Origin of the sequence: Bacteroides togonis, from assembly GCF_900130135.1 — a bacterium.
GTDB lineage: Bacteria > Bacteroidota > Bacteroidia > Bacteroidales > Bacteroidaceae > Bacteroides > Bacteroides pullorum.
The window spans coordinates 3,336,677-3,358,671 of record NZ_LT670820.1; the positions used below are offsets into that span (position 1 = coordinate 3,336,677).

The 21,995-nt window shown below is 47.9% G+C and carries 17 protein-coding genes and 1 tRNA gene; 7 read left to right on the plus strand and 11 right to left on the minus strand.

Features of this window, described 5'->3' with window-relative positions; genetic code table 11:
- Positions 1–123: 123 nt before the first annotated feature.
- Entirely contained in the window at positions 124–822 is a 699-nt protein-coding gene (locus BQ8005_RS14030; protein WP_075318477.1) for a YjjG family noncanonical pyrimidine nucleotidase, read from the plus strand.
- A gap of 52 nt (positions 823–874) precedes the next feature.
- Positions 875–1,528 carry a MarC family protein gene (locus BQ8005_RS14035; protein WP_021847861.1) on the plus strand — a complete coding sequence of 218 codons (654 nt, stop codon included), beginning with the start codon at positions 875–877 and terminating at the stop codon, positions 1,526–1,528.
- Positions 1,529–1,564: 36 nt separating this feature from the next.
- Here the strand turns inward: BQ8005_RS14035 and BQ8005_RS17720 are convergent, their stop codons facing one another.
- The 4 genes from BQ8005_RS17720 to BQ8005_RS14055 all read right to left on the minus strand — a co-directional run bounded on the left by BQ8005_RS17720 (position 1,565) and on the right by BQ8005_RS14055 (position 7,509).
- Complete coding sequence (locus BQ8005_RS17720) at positions 1,565–2,812, minus strand: transglutaminase domain-containing protein (RefSeq protein WP_075318478.1); 1,248 nt, start codon at positions 2,810–2,812, stop codon at positions 1,565–1,567.
- 79 nt (positions 2,813–2,891) lie between these two features.
- Positions 2,892–4,109 (minus strand): hypothetical protein, encoded by a 1,218-nt coding sequence (locus BQ8005_RS14045; protein ID WP_234984054.1) that lies wholly within the window; start codon positions 4,107–4,109, stop codon positions 2,892–2,894.
- 53 nt (positions 4,110–4,162) lie between these two features.
- Positions 4,163–5,782: an outer membrane beta-barrel family protein gene (locus BQ8005_RS14050; protein ID WP_234984055.1), complete on the minus strand. Its 1,620-nt coding sequence runs from the start codon at positions 5,780–5,782 to the stop codon at positions 4,163–4,165.
- 176 nt (positions 5,783–5,958) lie between these two features.
- Complete coding sequence (locus BQ8005_RS14055; RefSeq protein ID WP_075319273.1) at positions 5,959–7,509, minus strand: ATP-binding protein; 1,551 nt, start codon at positions 7,507–7,509, stop codon at positions 5,959–5,961.
- Between the two features lie 297 nt (positions 7,510–7,806).
- Between BQ8005_RS14055 and BQ8005_RS14060 the strand changes: the two genes are divergently transcribed.
- The gene (locus BQ8005_RS14060; protein ID WP_075318480.1) at positions 7,807–8,613 is read left to right on the plus strand and encodes an EFR1 family ferrodoxin; all 807 of its coding nucleotides are present in this window, start codon (positions 7,807–7,809) and stop codon (positions 8,611–8,613) included.
- A 155-nt stretch (positions 8,614–8,768) separates the two neighbouring features.
- Here the strand turns inward: BQ8005_RS14060 and BQ8005_RS14065 are convergent, their stop codons facing one another.
- Both BQ8005_RS14065 and BQ8005_RS14070 read right to left on the minus strand, forming a co-directional pair.
- Positions 8,769–9,470, minus strand: coding sequence for a response regulator transcription factor (locus BQ8005_RS14065; protein ID WP_075318481.1), 702 nt, complete (start codon positions 9,468–9,470; stop codon positions 8,769–8,771).
- Positions 9,467–10,810, minus strand: a complete 1,344-nt coding sequence (locus BQ8005_RS14070; RefSeq protein WP_075318482.1) for a sensor histidine kinase — start codon at positions 10,808–10,810, stop codon at positions 9,467–9,469. The genes BQ8005_RS14065 and BQ8005_RS14070 overlap by 4 nt, the downstream gene beginning before the upstream one ends.
- 153 nt (positions 10,811–10,963) lie before the next feature.
- Between BQ8005_RS14070 and BQ8005_RS14075 the strand changes: the two genes are divergently transcribed.
- Positions 10,964–13,255 (plus strand): outer membrane beta-barrel family protein, encoded by a 2,292-nt coding sequence (locus BQ8005_RS14075; RefSeq protein WP_075318483.1) that lies wholly within the window; start codon positions 10,964–10,966, stop codon positions 13,253–13,255.
- 396 nt (positions 13,256–13,651) lie between these two features.
- Here the strand turns inward: BQ8005_RS14075 and BQ8005_RS14080 are convergent.
- Positions 13,652–13,726, minus strand: a tRNA-Pro gene (locus BQ8005_RS14080).
- A gap of 118 nt (positions 13,727–13,844) precedes the next feature.
- A complete protein-coding gene (gene aroB, locus BQ8005_RS14085; RefSeq protein WP_075318484.1) occupies positions 13,845–14,906 on the minus strand; it encodes a 3-dehydroquinate synthase in 1,062 nt (353 codons plus the stop codon).
- 93 nt (positions 14,907–14,999) lie between these two features.
- Here aroB and BQ8005_RS14090 point away from each other — a divergent pair, with 93 nt between their 5' ends.
- The 3 genes from BQ8005_RS14090 (at position 15,000) to cls (ending at position 19,969) form a co-directional block, all read left to right on the plus strand.
- Entirely contained in the window at positions 15,000–15,413 is a 414-nt protein-coding gene (locus tag BQ8005_RS14090; RefSeq protein WP_021847854.1) for a hypothetical protein, read from the plus strand.
- Positions 15,414–15,511: 98 nt separating this feature from the next.
- Complete coding sequence (locus BQ8005_RS14095; RefSeq protein ID WP_075318485.1) at positions 15,512–18,460, plus strand: TonB-dependent receptor; 2,949 nt, start codon at positions 15,512–15,514, stop codon at positions 18,458–18,460.
- A gap of 69 nt (positions 18,461–18,529) precedes the next feature.
- Positions 18,530–19,969, plus strand: a complete 1,440-nt coding sequence (gene cls / locus BQ8005_RS14100; RefSeq protein ID WP_021847852.1) for a cardiolipin synthase — start codon at positions 18,530–18,532, stop codon at positions 19,967–19,969.
- An 8-nt stretch (positions 19,970–19,977) separates the two neighbouring features.
- Here cls and rsmD read toward each other — a convergent pair whose 3' ends face one another.
- The 3 genes from rsmD to BQ8005_RS14115 are packed head-to-tail and all read right to left on the minus strand — an operon-like array spanning position 19,978 to position 21,985.
- Entirely contained in the window at positions 19,978–20,511 is a 534-nt protein-coding gene (gene rsmD / locus BQ8005_RS14105; RefSeq protein WP_075318486.1) for a 16S rRNA (guanine(966)-N(2))-methyltransferase RsmD, read from the minus strand.
- The gene (locus BQ8005_RS14110; RefSeq protein ID WP_075318487.1) at positions 20,502–21,281 is read right to left on the minus strand and encodes a DUF3822 family protein; all 780 of its coding nucleotides are present in this window, start codon (positions 21,279–21,281) and stop codon (positions 20,502–20,504) included. Before BQ8005_RS14110 ends, rsmD begins: the two co-directional genes overlap by 10 nt.
- A gap of 17 nt (positions 21,282–21,298) precedes the next feature.
- The gene (locus BQ8005_RS14115) at positions 21,299–21,985 is read right to left on the minus strand and encodes a hypothetical protein (protein ID WP_021847849.1); all 687 of its coding nucleotides are present in this window, start codon (positions 21,983–21,985) and stop codon (positions 21,299–21,301) included.
- Between the last annotated feature and the right edge of the window lie 10 nt (positions 21,986–21,995).

The window sequence follows — 21,995 nt, forward strand, 5'->3', positions numbered from 1 at the left end:
TAATAAATCGATAGTGATGTAAACGCAGGCTTTTGCAGAGAGGTTTGAGAAATATTCTCAGTAACCCTCAGCATAGGTCTGCGTTTTTTTGCAGTTTCTTTAGAGAGTCTTAATCTTTCTCCTATGTCCCGTAGATATAAAAACATCTTTTTCGATTTGGATGATACGTTGTGGGCTTTTTCAGAAAATGCCTATGATACGTTTCAGGAAATGTATCACAAGTATGCGTATGACCGTTTTTTCTCTTCCTTCGACCACTTCTATCAGCTTTATCAGAAGCGGAACGTAGAGTTGTGGGAAGAGTATGGACAGGGAAAGATCACAAAAGATGAACTGAATCGCCAGCGCTTTCTTTATCCGCTGGAGCAGGTAGGATGGGGCGACGCAGAACTGGCCAAACGTTTTTCGGATGATTTCTTCTCGGTGATTCCTACAAAAGCAAAGCTGATGCCTCATGCTCGTGAAGTGCTCGACTATTTGTCAGAACGTTACAATCTTTATATTCTGTCAAACGGCTTTCAGGAGTTACAATGCCATAAGATGCGTTCAGCGGGTATCGACGGCTATTTCCGGAAAGTAGTCTTGTCTGATGATATCGGTGTCTTGAAGCCTCATGCTCCGATATTTCATTTCGCTTTGTCGGCTACTCAGTCGTATCTGGAAGATTCGTTGATGGTAGGCGATAACTGGGAAAATGACGTTGCCGGAGCCTATGGCGTGGGTATGCATCAGGCGTTTTTTGATGTGGAAGGGCGGAGTGAATTACCTTTTAAGCCGACTTATCACATCAAGGATTTGAAGGAATTGCTTACATTTTTATGATAGGGCTGTTGTTGTTCGATTTTGTTTAGACTATTTGTTAATAACTGATATTATGGATACAATTTTACCTTTTGCACTTTTGTGCCTGACTTCTTTCTTTACGTTGACCAATCCATTGGGCACCATGCCTGTGTTTCTGACCATGACGCAGGGAATGACCGATAAGGAGAGGCACAGCGTGGTTACCCGTGCCACATTGACTGCCTTTATCATTATCATGGTCTTTACTTTTGCCGGACAGTTCCTTTTCTGGTTCTTTGGCATTTCCACCAACGGTTTCCGCATAGCGGGTGGAGTTATTATTTTTAAGATCGGTTTCGACATGCTGCAAGCACGCTATACGCCGATGAAGCTGAAGGACGAAGAAATCAAAACGTATGCGAACGATATTTCTATCACACCTTTGGGCATTCCGATGCTTTGCGGTCCGGGAGCCATTGCCAATGCTATTGTCCTGATGCAGGATGCCGATACCATTGAGTTGAAAAGCGTCCTGATCGGTTCCATCGCTTTTATATATTTGCTGACCTACTTTATTCTCCGTGCTTCCACCCGCTTGGTTAATGTGCTGGGAGAGACGGGCAACAATGTCATGATGCGTCTCATGGGCCTTATCCTGATGGTGATAGCCGTGGAATGTTTTGTAGGCGGAATGAAGCCTATCTTGGTGGATATCCTGAAAACAGGAATGGTCGACCTGCAATAGGGTAACTTCTGTACATTTGTTGGTGCGCAAGGCTTTTTATTTCTGTAGCTGAGGGCAACTGCCTGCATGTGGCGGCTGCCAGAAGTACCGGTCATCGTTGACGGAGAAGTTCCTCGGGTTCCGTTGCTTGCTGTCGCAGCCGGTGGGTTGCAGGAAGATGTAGTTGATGAGGTTCTCATGGTCGCTTTCCGTGTTGAACCCGTAGCGCGTCCAGCTTTCCAGGTAGAACAGGTTCTTGGCCATGTACTCGTACAGATACTCTTCCGTCGTGGTCTTCTTTTCGTTGTTCCAGTTAGCCTCTTCGTTCACCCGGACGGGCTGGCCGCTCCTGAGGCGTGCGCGCACTTCCTGTATGCTCAGTAGGTTGCCCTGTTCGTCGGTCACCCAGGCGTTGTTCGTGGGGTCTATCCAGAGCCACTTGCCGAGGGTGGACGAATAGACGGCGTTGATGACGTGGCAGTCGTTGATGTATGTCTTCGGCATGCAGGTGATGACGCGTGAAGGGATGCCCATCGACAGGTAGCACTCGTTCAGCACCGTGGCCAGTCCGCGGCAGTTCAGGCCCCGGCTGCCGTCCTTGCAGGCCTCGGCAAAGTTGATGGAATTGTTTCCGCCCGTCGGATTGCCGTTCCCGCCGTCGTGGCGTATCTTGTCGTGGATATAGGTCAGGATACGTTTGATGGTGGCCAGTTCGTCGCCCGCCACGGCCACGCTGTCCAGCCGGAAATAGTTACGGACGCGCTTCAGGTCGGGCTCGTCGGCCTGCGCATAGACAATCCGGGGCAGGCTGTCGGCCGGCTGCGTGCGGGTGTATTCCGGCGCATTTTGCAGGATATAAAGGTAATCGGTGGTCTCTTTCAGTCGCTGCAGGGCGGGTTGCAATTCAGGTGCATCCAGAATGTCTTTCAGGTCCTCATCATTGACTACCCTTTTGTAGCTGACTTCCATCTTGTTGCTGTTCAGGGCTTTGAACAGGTTGCTGACGGCTTCTTGCTTTTTCCCCTGTATTGCCTGGACGCTGGCCATGTTATAGTAATAGGCGTATTTGACGTAAGCATAGCCTTCGGCCAGTTGCGACGCATGTGCGTCGTAGAGGTCCATAACCTTTTGGCAGAGGGCTTCGGCAGCCGGATAGTCCTTCCCGGTATATGCGTTGATAAACTGTGTGTTCAGTGAGTCAACGGAAGCCATGAATTTCCGTTCAGCATCGGTTTGTGCCGACAGACTTGCCGGGATGACCAGGGCCAACAGCAGATTCAGCAGGATTGTTTTCAGTCTTTTCATTGTGTGTTCTGTTTAAAAAGTAGTTGTCAATAGGTTGTTCAGTCTACAAATGTAGGATTAATTATTCAATACCACTCTATTATTGTCGAATATTCTTTTCCAGCACTTTCCGAATAATTTCTTTCACTTCCTCTTTGCTTTTAATGGCAGCCGGGTGGGCGTGAAAAACATTGTATTCGTCAATGGCAGCCTCCATGGGTATTTCTGCGCCGGGTTGTGTTGCTTGGAAGAATATGGTCAGACGGCGTTTGATTTCAGGTTCAAACTCTTTGGTTATAAGGCCTTCAATACCCCATGCAGCAACATGGTCGTAGAGGGGTGCATAGTAGATAAGCCCATCGGCCACATCTTGCCAAGACTTGTTCTTTACATTAATCGTAGTACCTCCGATGAGACCGTTGTAAGCAGTTTCTCCGTATGGCGTGTTTTTCAAATCAATAGCGAACGGGCGGCATTCCATCAGTTCAAAGGCTGCATCCCAATGTCCTTCACCCGTCATCGGGAAATTACTTCCGTCAAACAGGTTGTAATCAAACCAATTCAGTATCACGATTCTGACTTTTTCTTCTCCAAAGATTTTCTTCATCCACCATCCCTGTGTTCCATAAACCGTATTTTTCTTTTTGAGAATCATCGAATAGTTGATGGCATGCGGCTGACTGGTTATCACCAATGCCTTGCGCTTACCGTTCAAGGGTGTCTGGCGGGCAAACATTTCCGAAATATGGGCAGCCATTAAACTGTCGCGATAGTTCACTGTACGAGATTCCCAGAATTTCTTGTAGTCTTCTACAGTACGAATCTCATCCCATGAGAACTCTCGGTCGGTTAGTCCGAGCTTAATTTTCCTTGAAGAAGTACGGTTTATTTCATATATACCTTTCAGGAATTTAATGCGGTTGTACTTCTCCCAAATCGGATAGAAGGTCTCTGACTTTCTATAATGGGCATACAGGCTGTCCATGAAAGCCGCCTCCGTTGGATAACTGCCTTGCAGCAGGCGGTTCACATCATCGTTCATGTTGTACGAGCCGACTTCGGTATAGACGTGTCCCACTTGTTCGGCAAAACGAGGATCGGCCAGGATGTCATGAATCAGGTCGTATTGTACCGTGTCGCGGTGGTCGCGCTCACCCAGCACTACTATATCCGATTTCTCAAACTGTTTGAATATGTATTCTTTGGGAGACATTCCCTTTTCAGCTGCGCATGTACGCAACGCCTCGATAGAGGGTGTCTGTGCCTTTAATGCAATGGCTGTAAAAGCACTGAAAATAAAAAACAATAACTTCCTCATATATAAAATATAAAATTATTTATTCAAGATCATTCTTGGATTTTAGACAAGATCTACATACGGCTCTTCTGGCTATCTCCGGCACCTGTTCCCTTGTACTTGCTCTTGGCTGCATTGAACTTATAGCGTACAGTGATAGAGAAATTTCTGGTATCAAGAACTTTTTTCATGGTAATCTCCCTTATGTCACTTCTCAGAACCATACCGCTGTTTGCCGTACTGAACAAGTCGTTACACTGAAGCTTGACACTCCATTTATCGTTGTTGAATGATTTATAAAGTCCCAAATCACATTGCCAGGTATCCTCCAGATACATGTTTTCCGCATTACCTTTTGTACGCCAGGAAAAGTCCAAATTCAACCATGCATCGAACGGTAGGTTATAGGCATTGTTGAAACGGAAAATACCTATCGGGTTATCCAGCTTTACAGTTTCACCACGGAACACCATATCGAAGAGCTGTGCCCTGACACCAGCCATCAAAACAGGATGATATTTACCAAATTTTGGTGCTATGTTTACCATACCGGTAAGTTCATGATACGACTTGGCATTCTGTTTCTGCAACAGTGCCACTTCCGGGTCATCACCGTACTGGGTATATACAGACATGATATAGTCCGATACATGTGCGTAATCCAGCATTACAGTCAGCCAGCGGTAATTGGTAAGCAAGGACACATAATCCCTGTATGAAGGCTGAAGATACGGATTGCCCGACTGATAAGTATATCGGTTTATGTACTGTACATTTCCGTTCAACTGGCTGAAAGCCGGACGTGTAATCTTACGGGTATAGTTCACTCTCATTCTTACGTCCCGAACCGGGAAAGAAATCATAACGGAAGGAAACAGATTGTCATAAGTACGGCTCTGTTCTTCCATTTTCTTTCCACCCTCATAATAGCGGCTGTCCATGTGTTCGTAGCGAAGTCCTACCATGGCTGTAACCTTGCCGAAACGCTGGCTCAATTCTACAAATCCGGCTCCGTTATCCTCATTCAACTTTGTATCACTGTCATTGATGAATGATTCCTGGCTTGTATAGAGATCTGTTCTTCGGATAAAGCTCCATTCCGTACCAAAGGAGAGCTTACCGTTCCAGAGCGGTCGCGACACGACAGCCTTGGCTGCATACAGACGGCTATCCACCTGGTTGTCTGTAGAGAAAATACGGTTGTCCGTCTCTGTTGCCATTTCGTTCACCTGCTGGTCTTTGTCCTGATTATTCCACAAGACATCTGCATTTACGTCAAGCTGCCATTTACCCCAGCTTCCGTTATAATAGCCGGAAACCAAATGCTGGCGATTGTGCAGGTCGGTAGTGTCGGCAGTGGTAAGTTCGTTCTCCAGCAGTTCATCAACAGAAAGTGACGTATATGAATCATTGCGTGTGGTTGTAGGCCGGTAAGAGAAATCATAGATGAAACCCAGAGAGTGACGGTCATCAAACATGTAGTTCATACCCAACTTACCAGCATACAGCTGAGACTGGTTGACACGTCTGGAAGATGTAGCCTGGTTTATAAGACTCTTGGAGTACGTATTCTGCACCATCGTATTGTTCTGTCGGTCACGGTTATTGTCATATTCCAACATGCCGAACAGATCGAAACCGTTCTTTCTATAGTTGAAGTTAAGTTCCTCCAAGCCGTATATATAGTGAGCCACTCCCAACACTGTACGACTGTTGAATCCATAATATGTCTTTTTATTCTACTTTCTGTTTCTTATTATCTCTTTTTCGTTAGAATTTGCACACAAAGTAATCGATAAAAAACGAAGTATGCAAGTTTATGGAGAAGCTTGTTGCTGTAATATGTTTATTTCATCTTTCGTTAGTTTGCTTATTCTTCGACAATCCACCTCTCTATCCCCCGGATTTCGTTGCTGAAGTTGACACCGATCTTATAGAGGGTTCTGCTGTCGGAGGCAAAGGGGACAGCATAGCCTTTCTCATTGATTTGGCGGATGGCTTCTTCGGCAGTACCGTTCAGCTTGAACTCCATGACGTAGATGTAGTGGTCGGTCTTCACTACCATGTCTATGCGGCCGTTGGACGTGCGGTATTCCGCCTGGGTATAGAAGCCCAGCAGCTTGAAGACGATGAAGAGTACGTTCTGGTAGTGCCGCTCCAGGTCGCGCGCCAGCTCGTAGGGTGTGTCGGCAAAGAAGCTCTGGAGGCGGCGCATGAAGGCGTCGGTGTTGCCGCCTCGGACTTCCCGGACGAAGCTGCTTATCTCGAAAGAGGGGTTGCCCGAAGAAAGAGACGCATAGTTGGGCAACAGAAACTTGGTGAAACCTTCTTCTACTTCCTTGTTGGGGAAGCCCAGTTCATAGGTCCTGAATTCTTTGTCGAACCCCTTGATGGTGAGGTAGCCACTCTGGTAGAGGATGGGGACGGGATTGGTCTCCATCGTGTCGATACCGCCCAGTGAGTCGGCGGTCGCCATCTCTTCGGCCAGGCGGTGCAGGTCGTACTTGCTGCGCTGGAGCAGCTCCACGAGGAAGGTGGGCGTGCCTGTCTCGAACCAGTAGCTGCCGAACTTCATTTCGGCCAGCGTATTGAGCAGGCTGAACGGGTTGTAAATGTCTTCCGTATTTTCGGCAAAGTGGTAGCCGTCGTACCATTCTTTCAGTGTCTGTCTGGCTTCGGTTTCGTTCATTCCGTTGGCCTCGGCCAGAAGCCGGATGTCTTCCTCCAGATCGCGGTAGAGTTCGTTCTCTGTAATGCCGCAGATGTTGGCAAAACGGTTGGACAGAGAAATGTCCATCAGGTTGTTCAAGTCGCTGAACACACTGACTTTGCTGAACTTCGTCACACCCGTCAGCAGGGCGAAGCGCAGGTACTTGTCGCAGCTCTTCAGTACGCCGTAGAAGGCTTTCAGCGTGTTGCGGTAGTCGGTGAGCAGCGGTTCGTTGCCGATGGCCTGGAGCATGGGTTTGTCGTATTCGTCCACCAGCACCACGACGTTCCGTCCGGTGGTGCGACAGGCCTTCTCGATCAGCCAAGCAAAGCGCTCTTCGGGAGCACGGTCTTTCTTCTCGTCGCCATAGATGGCCTCCCAACTCTCCAAATGCTGGTTCAGGATGGCGTTCAATGAGGAAGCATCCACATATTTCCGGGCGTTCAGGTCGAGGTGCAGTACAGGGTACGTCGTCCAGTCCTTTTCCAGCTCTTCCATAGCAAGCCCCTTGAAAAGTTCCTTCTTTCCCAGGAAGTAGGCTTCCAGCGTAGAAATGAGCAGGCTCTTGCCGAAGCGGCGCGGACGGCTCAGGAAATAATATTGGCCGGATTTTACCAAGTTATAAATAAGCGAAGTCTTGTCGATGTAACAATAGCCGCCTTCACGTATTTTCTCAAAACTCTGTATGCCTACCGGATAAATCTTGCTCATGGCTTCTCTGTGATAAATGATTGTTTTTGCAAAAATAATGAAAGGCGAGGGCAGAGACAAACGAAAAGCAAAGTTTTTCAGTTTGACTGTGCCGAGCCGCATCCTGTCTTATCCAAAAATAATAAAAGAAAGAAAGGAATAACGCGACGCGTTTATGGACGCTTTTTGTTGGCAGGCGGCCGATGGCGGCCTTTTTCTTGAGGCGATTTGTACGGATAGAGCGGATTAATCCTTATTTTTGTAGGCAGAAGCCCCGCCCGATGAACGAACGGGGCGCATCGTTGTTATAGAAACGTTATGATACTCTATTTTTCAGCAACAGGAAACAGCCGCTATGTGGCGGCCCTGCTGGCCCGGGAGTTGGACGGCCAGCCGGTGATGGATATGAGCCCGTACATGAGGCCGGGGGCGGAACGGCTGGCGGTGACGCTGGCCGGGGGCGAGCCGCTGCTCTTTGTCTTCCCCGTGCATTCGTGGGGATTGCCCAAGTATTTGGCAGACGTGCTGGCGTCGATGAACGTACGGGGCTATGTGCCCGGTCGGAATTACGTCGGCTTGCTGGCAACCTGTGGCGACGATGCAGGCCGCCTGTACCGCATGTGGAGCGAAACGGTGAGTGGGGCGGGGCTGCAGGCCGATGCCGGCTTCACGGTGTTCATGCCCAATACGTATGTCCTCTTCCCCGGCTTCGATGTGGATCGTGCCGAGGTGCGCGACCGCAAACTGGATGCCGCTCCGGCCATCGTCCGACAAGTAGCGGAACAAATCAAGGCAGGGGTGCGTGGCGACTTTACCTGGAAGGGTACGTTACCGGGGTTGAAAACAAGCATTATCTATCCGCTGTTTACCCGTTATGCCACCAGTGATAAGGCTTTCCATGTCGATGCGGAGGCCTGTATCGGTTGCGGCCGTTGCGTGGAGGCCTGTCCCGTGGGCAACATCACGCTGACGGCTGTGCACCCCAAGCGTGAGGGCAAACACATGCCCGTCTGGCACGGCCGGTGTCTCAACTGCCTGGCCTGCTATCACTATTGCCCCACGCATGCCATAGCCTACGGCTCGAAAACCCGGGGCAAAGGCTACTATACCTGTCCCTATAAATAGAGGTATGCGGATCCTGTTCGTTATGCCTTCCTGACACGGTGCTTCGTGACCCTCTGACACAGTGCTTCGTCAGGGTGTCAGGAAGTGCTTCGTGAGGGGGTGACGAAGCACTGCGTCGCACCCTCATGCCGTGTTTCGTGGGAGGGCGATGAGGATTAGTCTTCCAGACAGACACCAACACCTTTCAGCGACTTGAGCGTGACGGCGGGGTCTTGGGATAGGTATTTGCGGAGCTTGGTGATGAAGACGTCCAGGCTGCGCGAGGAGTAGAAGTCGGCCGTTTCCCATACGGCGGTCAGGATGTCGTCGCGCCGGACCACCTGTCCCTTCCGGCGGCAGAGCATTTCGAGTATCTGCGCTTCTTTGGGCGTCAGTGTCTGTCGTTCTTCTCCGTAACAAAGCTGGTGTTGTGAGGGCAGGAAGCGATAATTGCCGATAGCATATTCTTCTTCCGTGGGAGCTTCTTCGGTTTGCGGGGCGGGGGCACTCTGTTTCATTTTCAGCACGGCCTGGATGTGGGCATTCAGCTCTTCGGGCAGGAAAGGTTTCTTGATGTAGAAGTCCGCGCCCGATTGGTAGCCGTTGATGACGTCGCGTGCCGTCGTCAGTCCCGTGATGAAGATGATGGCCAGCCGGGGATGGCGCCGGCGGATGTGCTGCACCATGGTCATGCCGTCCATGACCGGCATCTCTACGTCGGACACAATCACGTCGAACGTCTTTTGCTCCAGCAATTCCAGCCCCTCCCGGCCGTTGGGGGCGGTGGTCACTTCGTAACCGCCTATCATCTGCTCCAGACTGCTCTTCAGGATGAAGCATAGGTTCTTGTCGTCTTCTACCAGCAATACTCGTATCATAGTTTCTTGTTTGGAGCGGGCAGCGTCAGTGTGAATTCGCTGAACTTGCCCTCTATACTGTTTACCGAAACGCTTCCGCCCATGGCCGTGATGACTTTGTGGACAAAGTTCAGACCCAGGCCGAAGCCGGACACTTTCTTCTCCTTCTTGTATTCCAGCCCGCCGCGGTCGAACTTCTCGAAGATGTGCTTCTGCTGTTTCAGCGGGATGCCCCAGCCGTTGTCCCACACCCGGATGAGGATGTGGCGGTTCTGCTCTTCGGCAGAGAGGCGGATGGTGACACGTTCGTCGGAATATTTCAGCGAATTGTCTATCAGGTTGCCGAGGGCTTCTTTCAGGTATTCGGCATCGGCCGTCACCAGGAGGGAGTCGGGGCAATGGGTTTCAAGGGTCACCTCCTTGTCGGTCTTGACCCGATACTTCTGCGTCAGCTCGTCGAACAGGGTAGGGAGGCTGACCGGCTCTTGCGCCAGTTTCAGGCGCGACTGCTCCAGCTTGGCGATGGTCAGAATCTTTTCGGACAGGCCGAGCAGGTGGGCGCTCTCTTCGTGCAGGATGGAGAAATACTGTTTCTTCAGTTCTGGGTTCTGGTCCAGCAAGCCGCTTTCCAGTGTATGCCCGGTCATGGAGATGATGGTGATGGGCGTCTTCATGTCGTGGATCATGGCGTAGGTGAAGTCCTGCCGCAGGCGGGCTATCCGGTTCTGGCGGATGATGATGCGCACCTGATAGACGATGCATCCGGCCACAAAGACCAGCAGCAGGGCGGTGGCCACGAGCAGGACGCCCATCTGCCGGAAGGCAATCCAATAAGGGTTCAGGATGGTGGCCCGTACGGCTTGTGTATGTTCCCTGTTCAGGTAGACTGGATTAGTTCGGAGGGTCTTGAACGGATGGTGCCAGGCAGAGGCATCCTCTTCCTGAAGAGGAACGCCCAGGGAGTCGACCAGCTGGCATTTCACCTGGGCCTGATACCCTTCTTGTGCCAGTCGGGCTGCAAAGATGGAGTCGGCCAGCGGCAGGGAGATGGACGAGTGATAGACCGAGTCGGCGTAATCGTTGGCAAGCACCGCCAGATATTCGAACAGTGTCTGGTCGATTTCCCGTTGGTAGTCGAAATTCGTAGAGAAGCTGAGGGTGATGTCTTCGCCTTGGGCGTCGCTTAGCCGGTCGAGACGCGTCTTGGCCTCGTCCACAACGGCTTGCGGAAACAGACGGTTGCCCACCTGCAACAGCTCCGCCTCTATCAGCCGGTAGGTGTGGACAAGCCACGAGCCCTGGATGGCCACGATGACAATCAGACTCAGAAAGGTGACTATTTTGATGTATTTGCCGGGCATAAGTGTCTCGATTTGTCGGCAAAGATATAACAATCTCTTAACAATCGGGTGTTTCCTAACAATAATATAAGGAAAGCATAACGGGACAATAACCTGCTTTCTGCCATAAAGGCCGTTACTTTGCGGCATGAAAACAAAAAGAATGAATGCTTTATGAAACAGATTGTAATTCTGACAGTAAGTTTGATGGTGGCAGCCACCCGCTTGGCTGCGCAGGAGGTAAAAGGACGTGTGGCGGATAAGGCCCAACGGCCGATTGAGGGCGCAACGGTAGTCATGCAGACACCGGACTCCGTATTTGTCGATGGTGTGACGACTGATTCATTGGGATGCTTTGTGTTCCATCGGACGTTGAAACGGTATCGCCTGATTTTTCAGCATCTGCTCTACAAGAGTGTGGTGAAGGACTATGATGCGGCAGGTGATATGGGTGTGGTGACGATGGACGAACAGGATGCCTATGCCTTGGGCGAAGTGGTGGTCAGTGCTGAACGTCCCTTGGTGAAGGCAGAGAACGGCGCCCTGACCTACGACGTGGAAGCCCTGGCCGAAAAGACGACAGCAAGCAACGCTTACGAAGCCTTGACCCGCCTGCCGGGAGTATGGGAGCAGGGCGGGAGCCTTAGCCTGATTGGAGCAGGAAGCGTGACGGTAGTGTTGAACGGACGCCCTTCGTCCATGTCGGGCGAACAACTGGCCAATCTGCTGAAGAATACGTCTGTCAGCAACGTGGAGAAGGCGGAAGTGATGTATAGCGCGCCGGCCAAGTACCGTGTACGAGGGGCAGTCATCAATCTGGTGCTGAAGAATCGGAAGTCCGAGGAACCTTTCCTGCGTGGAGAAGTTGGAGCCGACTTTACTCAAGCCCGCTATGCACAGGGCAGCGGCCGCATGAGCCTTTCTTTCGGAACGCGGAAGGTGACGGCAGATGTGCTCTATGCGGCCGACTATACCAGACGGAGGACGGGCTACGATTTCATCTCCCACCATATGCTGGACGGCGTGGTACACGAGGTGGAGCAATACAACACCGGCTTGAGGAGAAATCTGACCCATAACATCCGTACCTCTTTGGATTATCAAATAACGGAAAACGATCATCTGAACATGGCCTATACGGTAGCCGTCACTCCCAACATCAAAACGGTTGAAAACTCAACAGGCTCCTTGTCGGAGTCGTCCAACGTCCGAAAGGGAGACGAACAGATGCACAACTTCAACCTCGACTATACGGCACGTTGGGGCATGAATGTCGGGCTGGATTATACTTCTTATTCCTATCCGAGCGTACAGGAGTTCAGCAATCGGGCAGGTAATGTCGAGCAGGAGTTTTTGGCCGACAGTCGCCAGCGCATCAACCGCTGGAATGTCTATGCCGGCCAGATGCACGTCCTGCCCTTGGATTGGAGTCTGAACTACGGCATCAACTTCTCCTTTGCCCAAGAGAAAAGTGCCCAGTTATATCATGCGCAAGATGGAAATGACATGTCATCACTGAACTCGGATACGGAACTGGACGAACGGACCTACAATTTTTATGGAGGGTTGGAGAAAGCCTTTGGCGAGCGTCTGTCGTTCTCTCTGTCCGTGGCCGGAGAGTATTACCGTCTGGCCGGTTACGATCGTTGGGCTGTCTATCCCTCCCTGCAATTGAACTATGTGCCGTCGGCTTCCCACATCTTTCAGCTTTCTTTTTCTTCAGACAAGGCCTATCCCGACTATTGGAGCATGCAGGACGCTACGAGCTACCTCAACGGCTATACCAAAGTGGTGGGAAATCCCGCCCTTCGCCCCTCGACGGACTATACCGCCGACCTGACCTATATACTAAAAAGCAAATACATCTTCAGCCTGTACTATACCCATGTAAAAGACTTGTTCGCCCAGTTGGCTTATCAAAGCCCCGACGAACTGACGATGATTTATCAGACGGTGAATTACGATTACGAACAGAACTTCGGCCTTTCGGTGATACTGCCTTTCACGGTCGGCAGCTTCTGGAACTCCCGCCTCACGCTGAATGGCTCCTACCTCAGGGATGTTTGCAAAGACTATCATGCCATCGGCTTCGATAACTGCGTTTGGCGGGGAATCGCGATGCTGAACAATACCTTCCGCCTGTCCTCCAAGCCGGCCATCAGCCTGGAGTTGAATGGGCTGTACGTCAGCCCTTCCGTTCAGGGAAATTATGATTTGTCCTCCATCTGGAAAGTCGATGCCGGACTGAAATGGACTTCTGCCGACAAGAAAGCCGAACTTCGTCTGTCGGGCAATGACTTGTTCAACAGTGCCACCCCTAACGCCCGTGTGAACGACAGGGGGCAGCGGTTCGAGATAAACCAGCATGCTGACAGCCGTTCTTTCTCCCTGTCGTTTACCTATAAGTTCGGTGGCTACAAGGCAAAGGAACACAAGGATGTGGACACGTCGCGTTTCGGTTATTAATTTGTTGTCGGTACGGTCTTTATTATTTCGTGAAAGATGAGTATATCCTGTGAAGTTTCATTGTAATATGCTTGTATAGAGTGCGTTACGGTGAAATTTGTGAGTTAGGAGTGAAAGGTCGCCCCTTCACAATATTGCTTTGATTGCTAAATGTTTACAGGCTTGTGAAGGCGTGAAAGCATTTTTCTAACAAAGTTTTTTCAAGAGGGTGTTTGATGAATGAAATCGTCACTACCTACTTGAGCCGCGTAAACATCTACATTAGCATTGTAAACATCTACTTTAGCGACGCAAACATCTACATTGGCGGTATGGACATAGAAATGTTGTAGATTTGTTATAGAATAAAAGAAAAAAGGAGTCAAGTCAACGACTTAACTCCTTCATTTTCACCAGTCGGGGTGACTGGATTCGAACCAGCGACCACACGCCCCCCAGACGCGTACTCTAACCGGGCTGAGCTACACCCCGAATTGCGGATGCAAAGGTACGGCTTTATTTTTAATCTGCAAATATATGGCCGACTTTTTCGCAAGAAATACAAAAATAATTCTTCGAAAGCTGCTGAAGGCAGCGTATGGAGGGGCTTTTACAACCCCATGCACTCGCGGAAGAAGTCGAAAGTCTCAAAAATAGTATCTTTATCGGCCGTCTGGTTGAGGCTGATTTCACCTACATCTTTCAGCAGGGTGAAGTTGATGACGCCGGCCGTATTTTTTTTGTCATGCAGCATCAGCTCGTACAGGTGGTCGTAGTGTTTGCAGGTGAAGGGGAATGGACCGTAGTTTTCCTTGATGAACTGTATGACCTGACGCATGCGGTCTTGGGGAAAACCTGCCTGAAGATGTGAGAGATATAGCTCACAAACCAGGCCCCACGCCACGGCATAGCCATGGAGCACGGGACGGCTTTCAGCCAAGGCCAGGCTTTCGAAGGCATGTCCGATGGTGTGACCCAAGTTGAGCGCTTTGCGGATACCATGCTCTTTGGGGTCTTGCTCTACAATGTTTTCCTTGACTTGTACAGAGCGGCCTACCATATTCTTCAATAGGACGTAGTCGGGCTGCTCGGTGTCGAAGGCGAGCAGCTCATCGAGATGTTGTGGCGTACTGATGAGGCCGTGTTTCAACATTTCTGCATAGCCGGAGAAGAAGTTGTGAGCGTCGAGGCTGCGCAGGAACTCTGTTTCGAGCAGTACGCAATTGGCGGGAGCGAACGCACCGATTTCGTTCTTCAGCCCGTTGAAGTTGATGCCTGTCTTTCCGCCTACCGAAGCGTCGACCATGGCCAGTAGGGTAGTGGGAATGTTGATGTAGGCGATGCCGCGCTTGAAGGTGGCAGCCGCGAAACCTCCCAGGTCGGTCACCATGCCGCCTCCCAGATTGATGAGGAGTGAGTGGCGAGTAGCGCCTTGTTGGCTCAGCGCTTGCCATACCTGAGCCAGTGTCTCCAGGGTTTTGTTCACATCTTCGGCTCCGATGACGATTTCCTGCGCCTGCCGCATGACGGGGATATCCTTGATTGGGGGTAGGCACAGGCGGTGCGTGTGTTCGTCGGTCAGGACGAAAAGCCTGTCGGGGGAACATTTTTCGATGGCTTGCGTCATGCTGCTTTCCAGCTCTTTGCACAATATCACTTCTTGTTTGCTCATGTTGTATTTGCTTTTTTCTGCTGACAAAGATAGGATTTATCTTTGAAAGACGTATCTTTGCATTGATAATGTTGAACGAAAATTAGTAAACTTATGAATGCATTGCTTCCTGTATATTGTCGGCCTTTGGGCTATTTTATCATTGCTTTGGCGTTGTTTCTTCCCTTTCTGATGTTCCTGATGGGGCGGGTGACCGATGCCAATCTGTTGTTTTATAAAGAGTGTGCAAAGCTGTTGATGATGATGGGGGCGCTGATGATTATCTTTGCATTGAGCAAACATGAATCGGAAGAGACGGTGAAGGTCCGCAACAAGGCTGTCCGTAATGCCATGTTCCTGACGGTACTGTATGTCTTTGGTATCATGCTTTATCGGGTGGCTCAGGGGGATGTCTTTACTGTGGATGGTTCGTCTTTTCTGATATTTCTGTTCATTAACGTCTTGTGCCTGGAATTTGGTATAAAGAAATCGTCAGTTAATCGACTATTTCGGGGAAATGGTCGATAAAATGCGAAAAAAACATCTGCTCTCATTAAACCTTTAGTGGAGATATGTGTCAAATGAAACATCACGTTTAATAGATGTTTTTTTAAGAATAGACACAAATGAGAAAGACTTTTTTGCTGGTAGTGCTGCTTTGGGCTGTAGCGCTGTCGGCAGTATCGCAGAGCAAGATTATTTCCGTTTCGGGACGGCTTGTCGAAGATGACACCAAGGCTCCCGCTGCACAGGCTACTATCCAGTTATTGTCTTTGCCGGACAGCGCTTATGTTACGGGTGCGGCCAGTTCGGAAGCAGGTAGTTTTGCATTGCCTAAGGTAAAGGCTGGAAAGTATGTCCTAAAAGTATCTTATATCGGTTATAAAACACTGTTTCTTCCCTTGCAACTCACTGCTTCTGCTCCCAATAAACGTTTAGGTACGTTGACGTTGGAATCGGATGCCATTATGCTGGCCGAGGCAGTCATTGTGGCTGAAGCGCCCCAGGTACAGATTGTGGAAGATACGGTAGCTTTCAATTCTTCGGCCTATCGTACTCCAGAGGGAGCTATGCTCGAGGAATTGGTAAAGAAGTTGCCTGGTGCGGAAGTGGATGACGATGGTAATGTGAAGATAAACGGTAAGGAAATCTCCAAGATCATGGTGGATGGCAAGGAGTTCTTTGGCGGGGATGTGAAAACGGGTTTGAAGAACTTGCCGGTGGATATGATTGACAAGTTGAAAACGTATGATAAGAAATCGGACTTGGCACGTATTACAGGTATTGATGATGGTGAGGAAGAAACGGTGCTCGACTTGACGGTCAAGAAAGGTATGAACAAAGGTATCTTTGGCAATATAGACTTGTCTGGAGGTACGGAAGACCGTTATATGGGACGTGCTATGGTGAATTATTTTTATGATAAGACGCAAGTGTCGCTCATTGCAGGTGCCAATAATGTAAACGACCAAGGTTTCTCAGCTGGTGGTGGCGGACCGCGCTGGCGTAGGAATAACGGCTTGACTTCGACCAAGGAACTGGGCTTGAACTTCGCTACAGAGACGGAAAAGATAGATATGGGTGGTAGTGTGCGTTACAATTACCGTGGAAATGATGTCTATAGTGACGGTTACACTGAAAACTTCCTGACAGGTGGTGAGGCTTCTTCGTTTAATAACTCCATCTCAAGTACATCGAGTGGAAATAAAGATTTTCATGCGGATTTTCGATTGGAATGGAAACCCGATACGCTGACCAACATTATATTCCGTCCTAATTTCAGTTGGGGGAAAAGTTATAGTACCGCCGATTCGAAATCGGGTACCTTTAATAGTGATCCTTATGCTGTAGTTACGAACCCGAATGAGTATCTTGACATCACCAAACTCTCTAAAATGAATTTGTCCGATGAGATTTTTGATGCGGACAGTGAAGAAGATCCGTTGGATTCTATTCGTGTCAATACTTCAAATAGCCTTTCGGGCAGTGACAGTAAGACCCTTTCGGCAGATGCAACTTTGCAGGTCAACCGTAAACTGAATTCTATGGGGCGTAATATCACGTTCCGTGGTACGATCGGTTATGACGATTCGGAGAGTAAGCAATATACAGCTTCTAATACCCGCTATTTTCAACAGAATGAAGATGGTACGGTAACCCCCGAAAATATCATTCGTCGTTATGTAACTACTCCTACTGATGGTTACAACTATAGCCTGGAGCTGACTTATAGCGAACCGCTTTGGAAGGCTACTTTCTTGCAGTTCCGTTATCGTTTCAACTACAGTTATAGTAAGAGTGACAAGAAAGCCTATGATTTAGGTGAAGATTGGAATTTTGGTGAGGCCCTGCCTGATGATTATGAAGATGGTTATGATATGAGCCTGAGTAAATTTGCCGAATACAAAACCTATACACATCGTTTCAGTCCCAGTTTGCGTTTCATTCGTCAGAAATATCAGTTGAGTGTTGGTGCGGATCTTGAGCCGCAAAAGACCTCGTTGTCCTATAAGAAGGATGCCATGGATACATTGGCTGTACGCAATGTCTTCAATGTAGCTCCGAACTTGGATTTCCGTTATCGTTTCTCGAAGGTAAGCCAGTTGCGTGTCACTTATCGTGGACGTAGTTCACAGCCGGGCATGGAGAACTTGTTGGATGTGACGGACGACTCCAATCCGCTGAACATTACCAAGGGTAATCCTTACTTGAAGCCTTCTTTCAATCATAGCCTTCGTATATTCTACAATACATATAATGTGGATCGCCAACAGGGAATATTTTCGCATGTCAACATGCAGATGACGCAGAATAGCATCAGCAGTTCGCGTACCTATAACTCTTCTACGGGTGGATGGGTGACGAAACCTGAGAATATAAATGGAAATTGGAGCGCATTCGGTATGTTCGGTATCAATTCGGCACTGAAAAACAAGAAATTCAATATCGGTTCTTTCAGTAATCTGTCCTATAACAACAACGTCGGTTATCTGACAACCGGTAACGGGGCTGAGGCTGTACAGCAGAAGAATACAACTACCAACCTGACTTTGAATGAACGGTTGAACGGCACATATCGTAATGACTGGCTGGAATTCGGATTGAATGGGACATTCTCTTACTCGATAGAAAAAGATAAGCTAACCCCTTCCAACAACCAGCAACCATATACTTATTCTTATGGAGCCAATACGACCGTAAGTATGCCATGGGGAATGAGTTTGTCTACCAATATTGCTAATCAGAGTCGTCGTGGCTATTCAGATTCCAGCATGAATCGCGATGAATTGATTTGGAATGCCCAGCTTTCACAGACTTTCCTGAAAGGTGATGCTACTGTCAGCTTTGAGATGTATGATATTCTACATCAGCAGAGCAATATCAGCCGTTCACTGACGGCAAGTGGACGTTCGGTATATAAATACAATGGAGTGAACAGCTATTGTATGTTGCATTTCATCTATCGCTTGAATATCTTTGGTGGAAAACAAGCTCGTGACAAACGGGGACAGATGAACTTTGGCCCTGGTGGACATCGTCCTCCCATGGGTGGGCCGGGACGCCGTCGTTTCTAATGAAATAAGTTTGCTTTTTCCCAATGTTTTTTCTACATTTGTTTTCCATATAAATGGTATGGAAAACAAATGTTTGATTGGAGCACTCTAGTTGGACTAATTGCTACAGCAACTTTTGATGTAGTGTATTTCGGTGTTGTGTTAGGGACAATCCTGGTGATTGTTCTTGACAACCGCAATCCTGTCAAAACTTTAGCTTGGATATTGGTTCTGATTTTTCTGCCTATTGTGGGGCTTGTTTTTTATTTTTTCTTCGGACGGAGTCAGCGGCATGTGCGTATAATAAACCGCAAAGGTTATAATAGCTTGCAGAAAAAACCATTACTGGAGTATATGTCCCAGACTTCCAGTTCCTTGCCTTTGGCTTATAGCCGATTGATATCTTTATTCCGAAATACAAATCAATCTCTTCCTTTCGATGGCAATCGGATCGAAACTTTTACCTCAGGATATGCGATGTTGCAGGCTCTTTTGCGGGAACTTCAGAAGGCTGTTCATCACATCCATCTGGAGTTTTATATTTTTGAGGATGATGCCGTAGGACGCATGATAAGGGATGTATTGATAGAGAAGGCACAGAGCGGTGTAGAAGTTAGGTTACTTTACGATGATGTAGGCTGTTGGCATGTTCCCAATCGTTTTTATGAAGAAATGCGTGAAGCGGGTGTCGATGTCCGTAGTTTCTTGAAAGTCCGTTTCCCTTTATTTACTAGTAAAGTTAATTACCGAAACCATAGAAAAGTTGTAGTCATAGACGGGCGTATTGGATTTATTGGGGGCATGAACCTGGCGGAACGCTATGTGAAAGGGGTTCCATGGGGCGTGTGGCGAGATACGCACTTGCTGGTAGAAGGTAAGGCTGTACATGGGTTGCAGACAACTTTCTTGCTTGACTGGTATTTTGTAGATTGTACTTTGATGACTGCTGCCCGATATTTTCCCAAATTACAGCCTTGCGGTACATCATTGGTACAGATTGTAACGAGTGAACCGGTAGGGCCTTGGAATGAGATCATGCAAGGGTTGGTGATGGCTATCGGTTGTGCTAAAAAATATTTTTATATTCAAACGCCTTATTTCTTGCCGACGGATTCTATTCTTGTTGCGTTGCGTACAGCTGCTTTGGCTGGTGTGGACGTGCGGTTGATGCTTCCGCAGAAGGCTGATGCGCGTATTATTCATTTGGCATCTTGCTCCTATCTGAATGAGATTCTAGCAGCAGGTGTCAAAGTCTATTTTTACAAAAAAGGTTTTCTCCATTCCAAATTGATGGTGTCTGATGACGCATTGTCTACAGTGGGATCCACCAACATGGACTTCAGGAGCTTCGAACACAATTTTGAGGTAAATGCCTTTATTTATGATGTAGAGACAGCTTTGTTGATGCGTGAGATCTTTTTACAGGATCAACGCGATTGTGTACAATTACATTTGAAAACTTGGGCTAAACGTCCTTGGTATAGAAAAGCTCTGGAAAGTCTGGTTCGTTTATTGGCTCCATTGTTGTGACCAAGATTTTATTGAAAAAATGAGAAGTTTACACTCCCATAGACACGTCGTTCGATGAAATGGGGATGAGATTCAAAATTGTTTTTCTTTCCATGTTCCAACACGAAAAGCCCTTCATCTTTGAGTAACCCATGTTCGAATATCAGGTCGGGGATTGTTTCCAGCCCCTTCAACTCATATGGAGGATCCGCAAATATAAAGTCAAACTGGTTGTGACAGCTTTGGATATATTTGAATACATCTCCTCTGATGGGAATACATTTGTCAGTTTTGACTTCATTCATGACTTTACAAATGAAGGCATGATGATCTCGGTCTTTTTCAATGCTGACTACTTGGTCGCATCCGCGTGATACCAGTTCCAGGCTGATGCTGCCAGTGCCGGCAAACAAATCAAGCGCATGTATATTATCTTCAAAATCCAGGTAGTTAGACAATACATTAAACAAATTTTCTTTGGCAAAATCTGTTGTGGGACGTGCCTTGAAAGAATGGGGTACGTCAAAACGGCGTCGTTTGTATATTCCGCTAATTACTCGCATTGGGTGATGGCTTGTAGGTCAAGGTTAGTGGCAGGATTGGTTATAAAGACCTGCCGTATATATTTTCTTAATTCTCTCAGTAAAGGCTCTTTAGAGGCTAATAATCCAGTCAGATGAAGCTCGTCGCGTTCCTGGTCGAATCCCAGTTGTTTCCAGATGTAAAGTACGTAGTAGAGACGGTCCGATGCTGCTTTGCATGAAAAAGAGTTAGCTAATAATAATCGGTTACGCTCAAAAGCATAAACGTCCGTCGCATTTTCCCGTAGGTTAACATACATTTTCTGGTTGTTTCCCAGCCTGCTTTTCGAAGAGAAATATTCAATAAATATACTGGCTTGGGAATAGAAATGTGCTTCGGGGTATTGGTCGCACAAGAAAGTATAAACGCTTTTGTCCATACCGAATACGACTACCGTATCATTTCTATGAAGGATGTTATATCGTATTATTTCGTTTTCTTGTGTGGAAAAATTATGATAGAAAATGGTTTCAGCTTGCTCATCCTCGAAATATTCCAATGGAATGAAAGTGAAGCGGTTATTGGCTATTAGAATATTGATGCGTCGATAGGGAAGGTTCAACCATTCCTTTTCTTTGAACACTTGTTTAAGGTTCGCTGTTAAGGACGATCCTTCGTTAAGGGAATATTCATAAATTGCATATCCGTTCTCTTCCAATGGGTTGAGTACAGAAAAAGAAAATCCATCCGTACTAAGACGGATGGATAATGTATATTGCTTTGATTTACTGAAATCAAGTTTCTCTATCATATATAGAATCAGGAAGATTATTCCCAGTTACCTGCGTTGTTGTTTGCAGTTTCCAAGCTACCAATCATCAGACCTGCGTATTTGCCCAATTTAGTCTGAAGGTCAATCTTGTTGGCGATTTCCTGAGGATCCAAACCATTCAGGTAAACAGTGTACGGAGTCTTAACTTCAAGCAGACAGAAAGGAGCACCCGATTTGGCTGTATCGTTCTTGATGGCCATTTCAAACTGTGCACCGTTTCCATAAGGTACATATCTCATAGAATCAGGATTGAAGCCTTTGGGGAAAATTGTATCCAATACGGCAGTCCACAAAGTATCACGCTCAAAGTTTTCCAATCCCCATTTTTTTACTTCAGCATAGTTACCAGTCTTTTTAGCTTTGTTGATGATGCTGACAGCCTTCTTTTCTGTCAGACCGTCTTCCATCTGCTTATCGGTCAGCTCACCTTTCTTATAAATAAAAGGCAGTTTGGCAGTCTTCACAAAGTGAATCAGCGTGTCAAAGCTGGGTGTATACTGCAAGTTGTTCAAGTTGCGGTATTCAGTCTGAGCTTTGCGGATGTCTATCAGACGGGCAATAACTGCTTGCTCTCTGATCTTCTCTGCTTTTTCGAAATTGATCGGCCCCATAATGCTGGCATAGCAGATATAGACCAATGCTAAGGCACACAAGCCTAAAACGATGTTAAATACTGTTTTCATGATAAATATG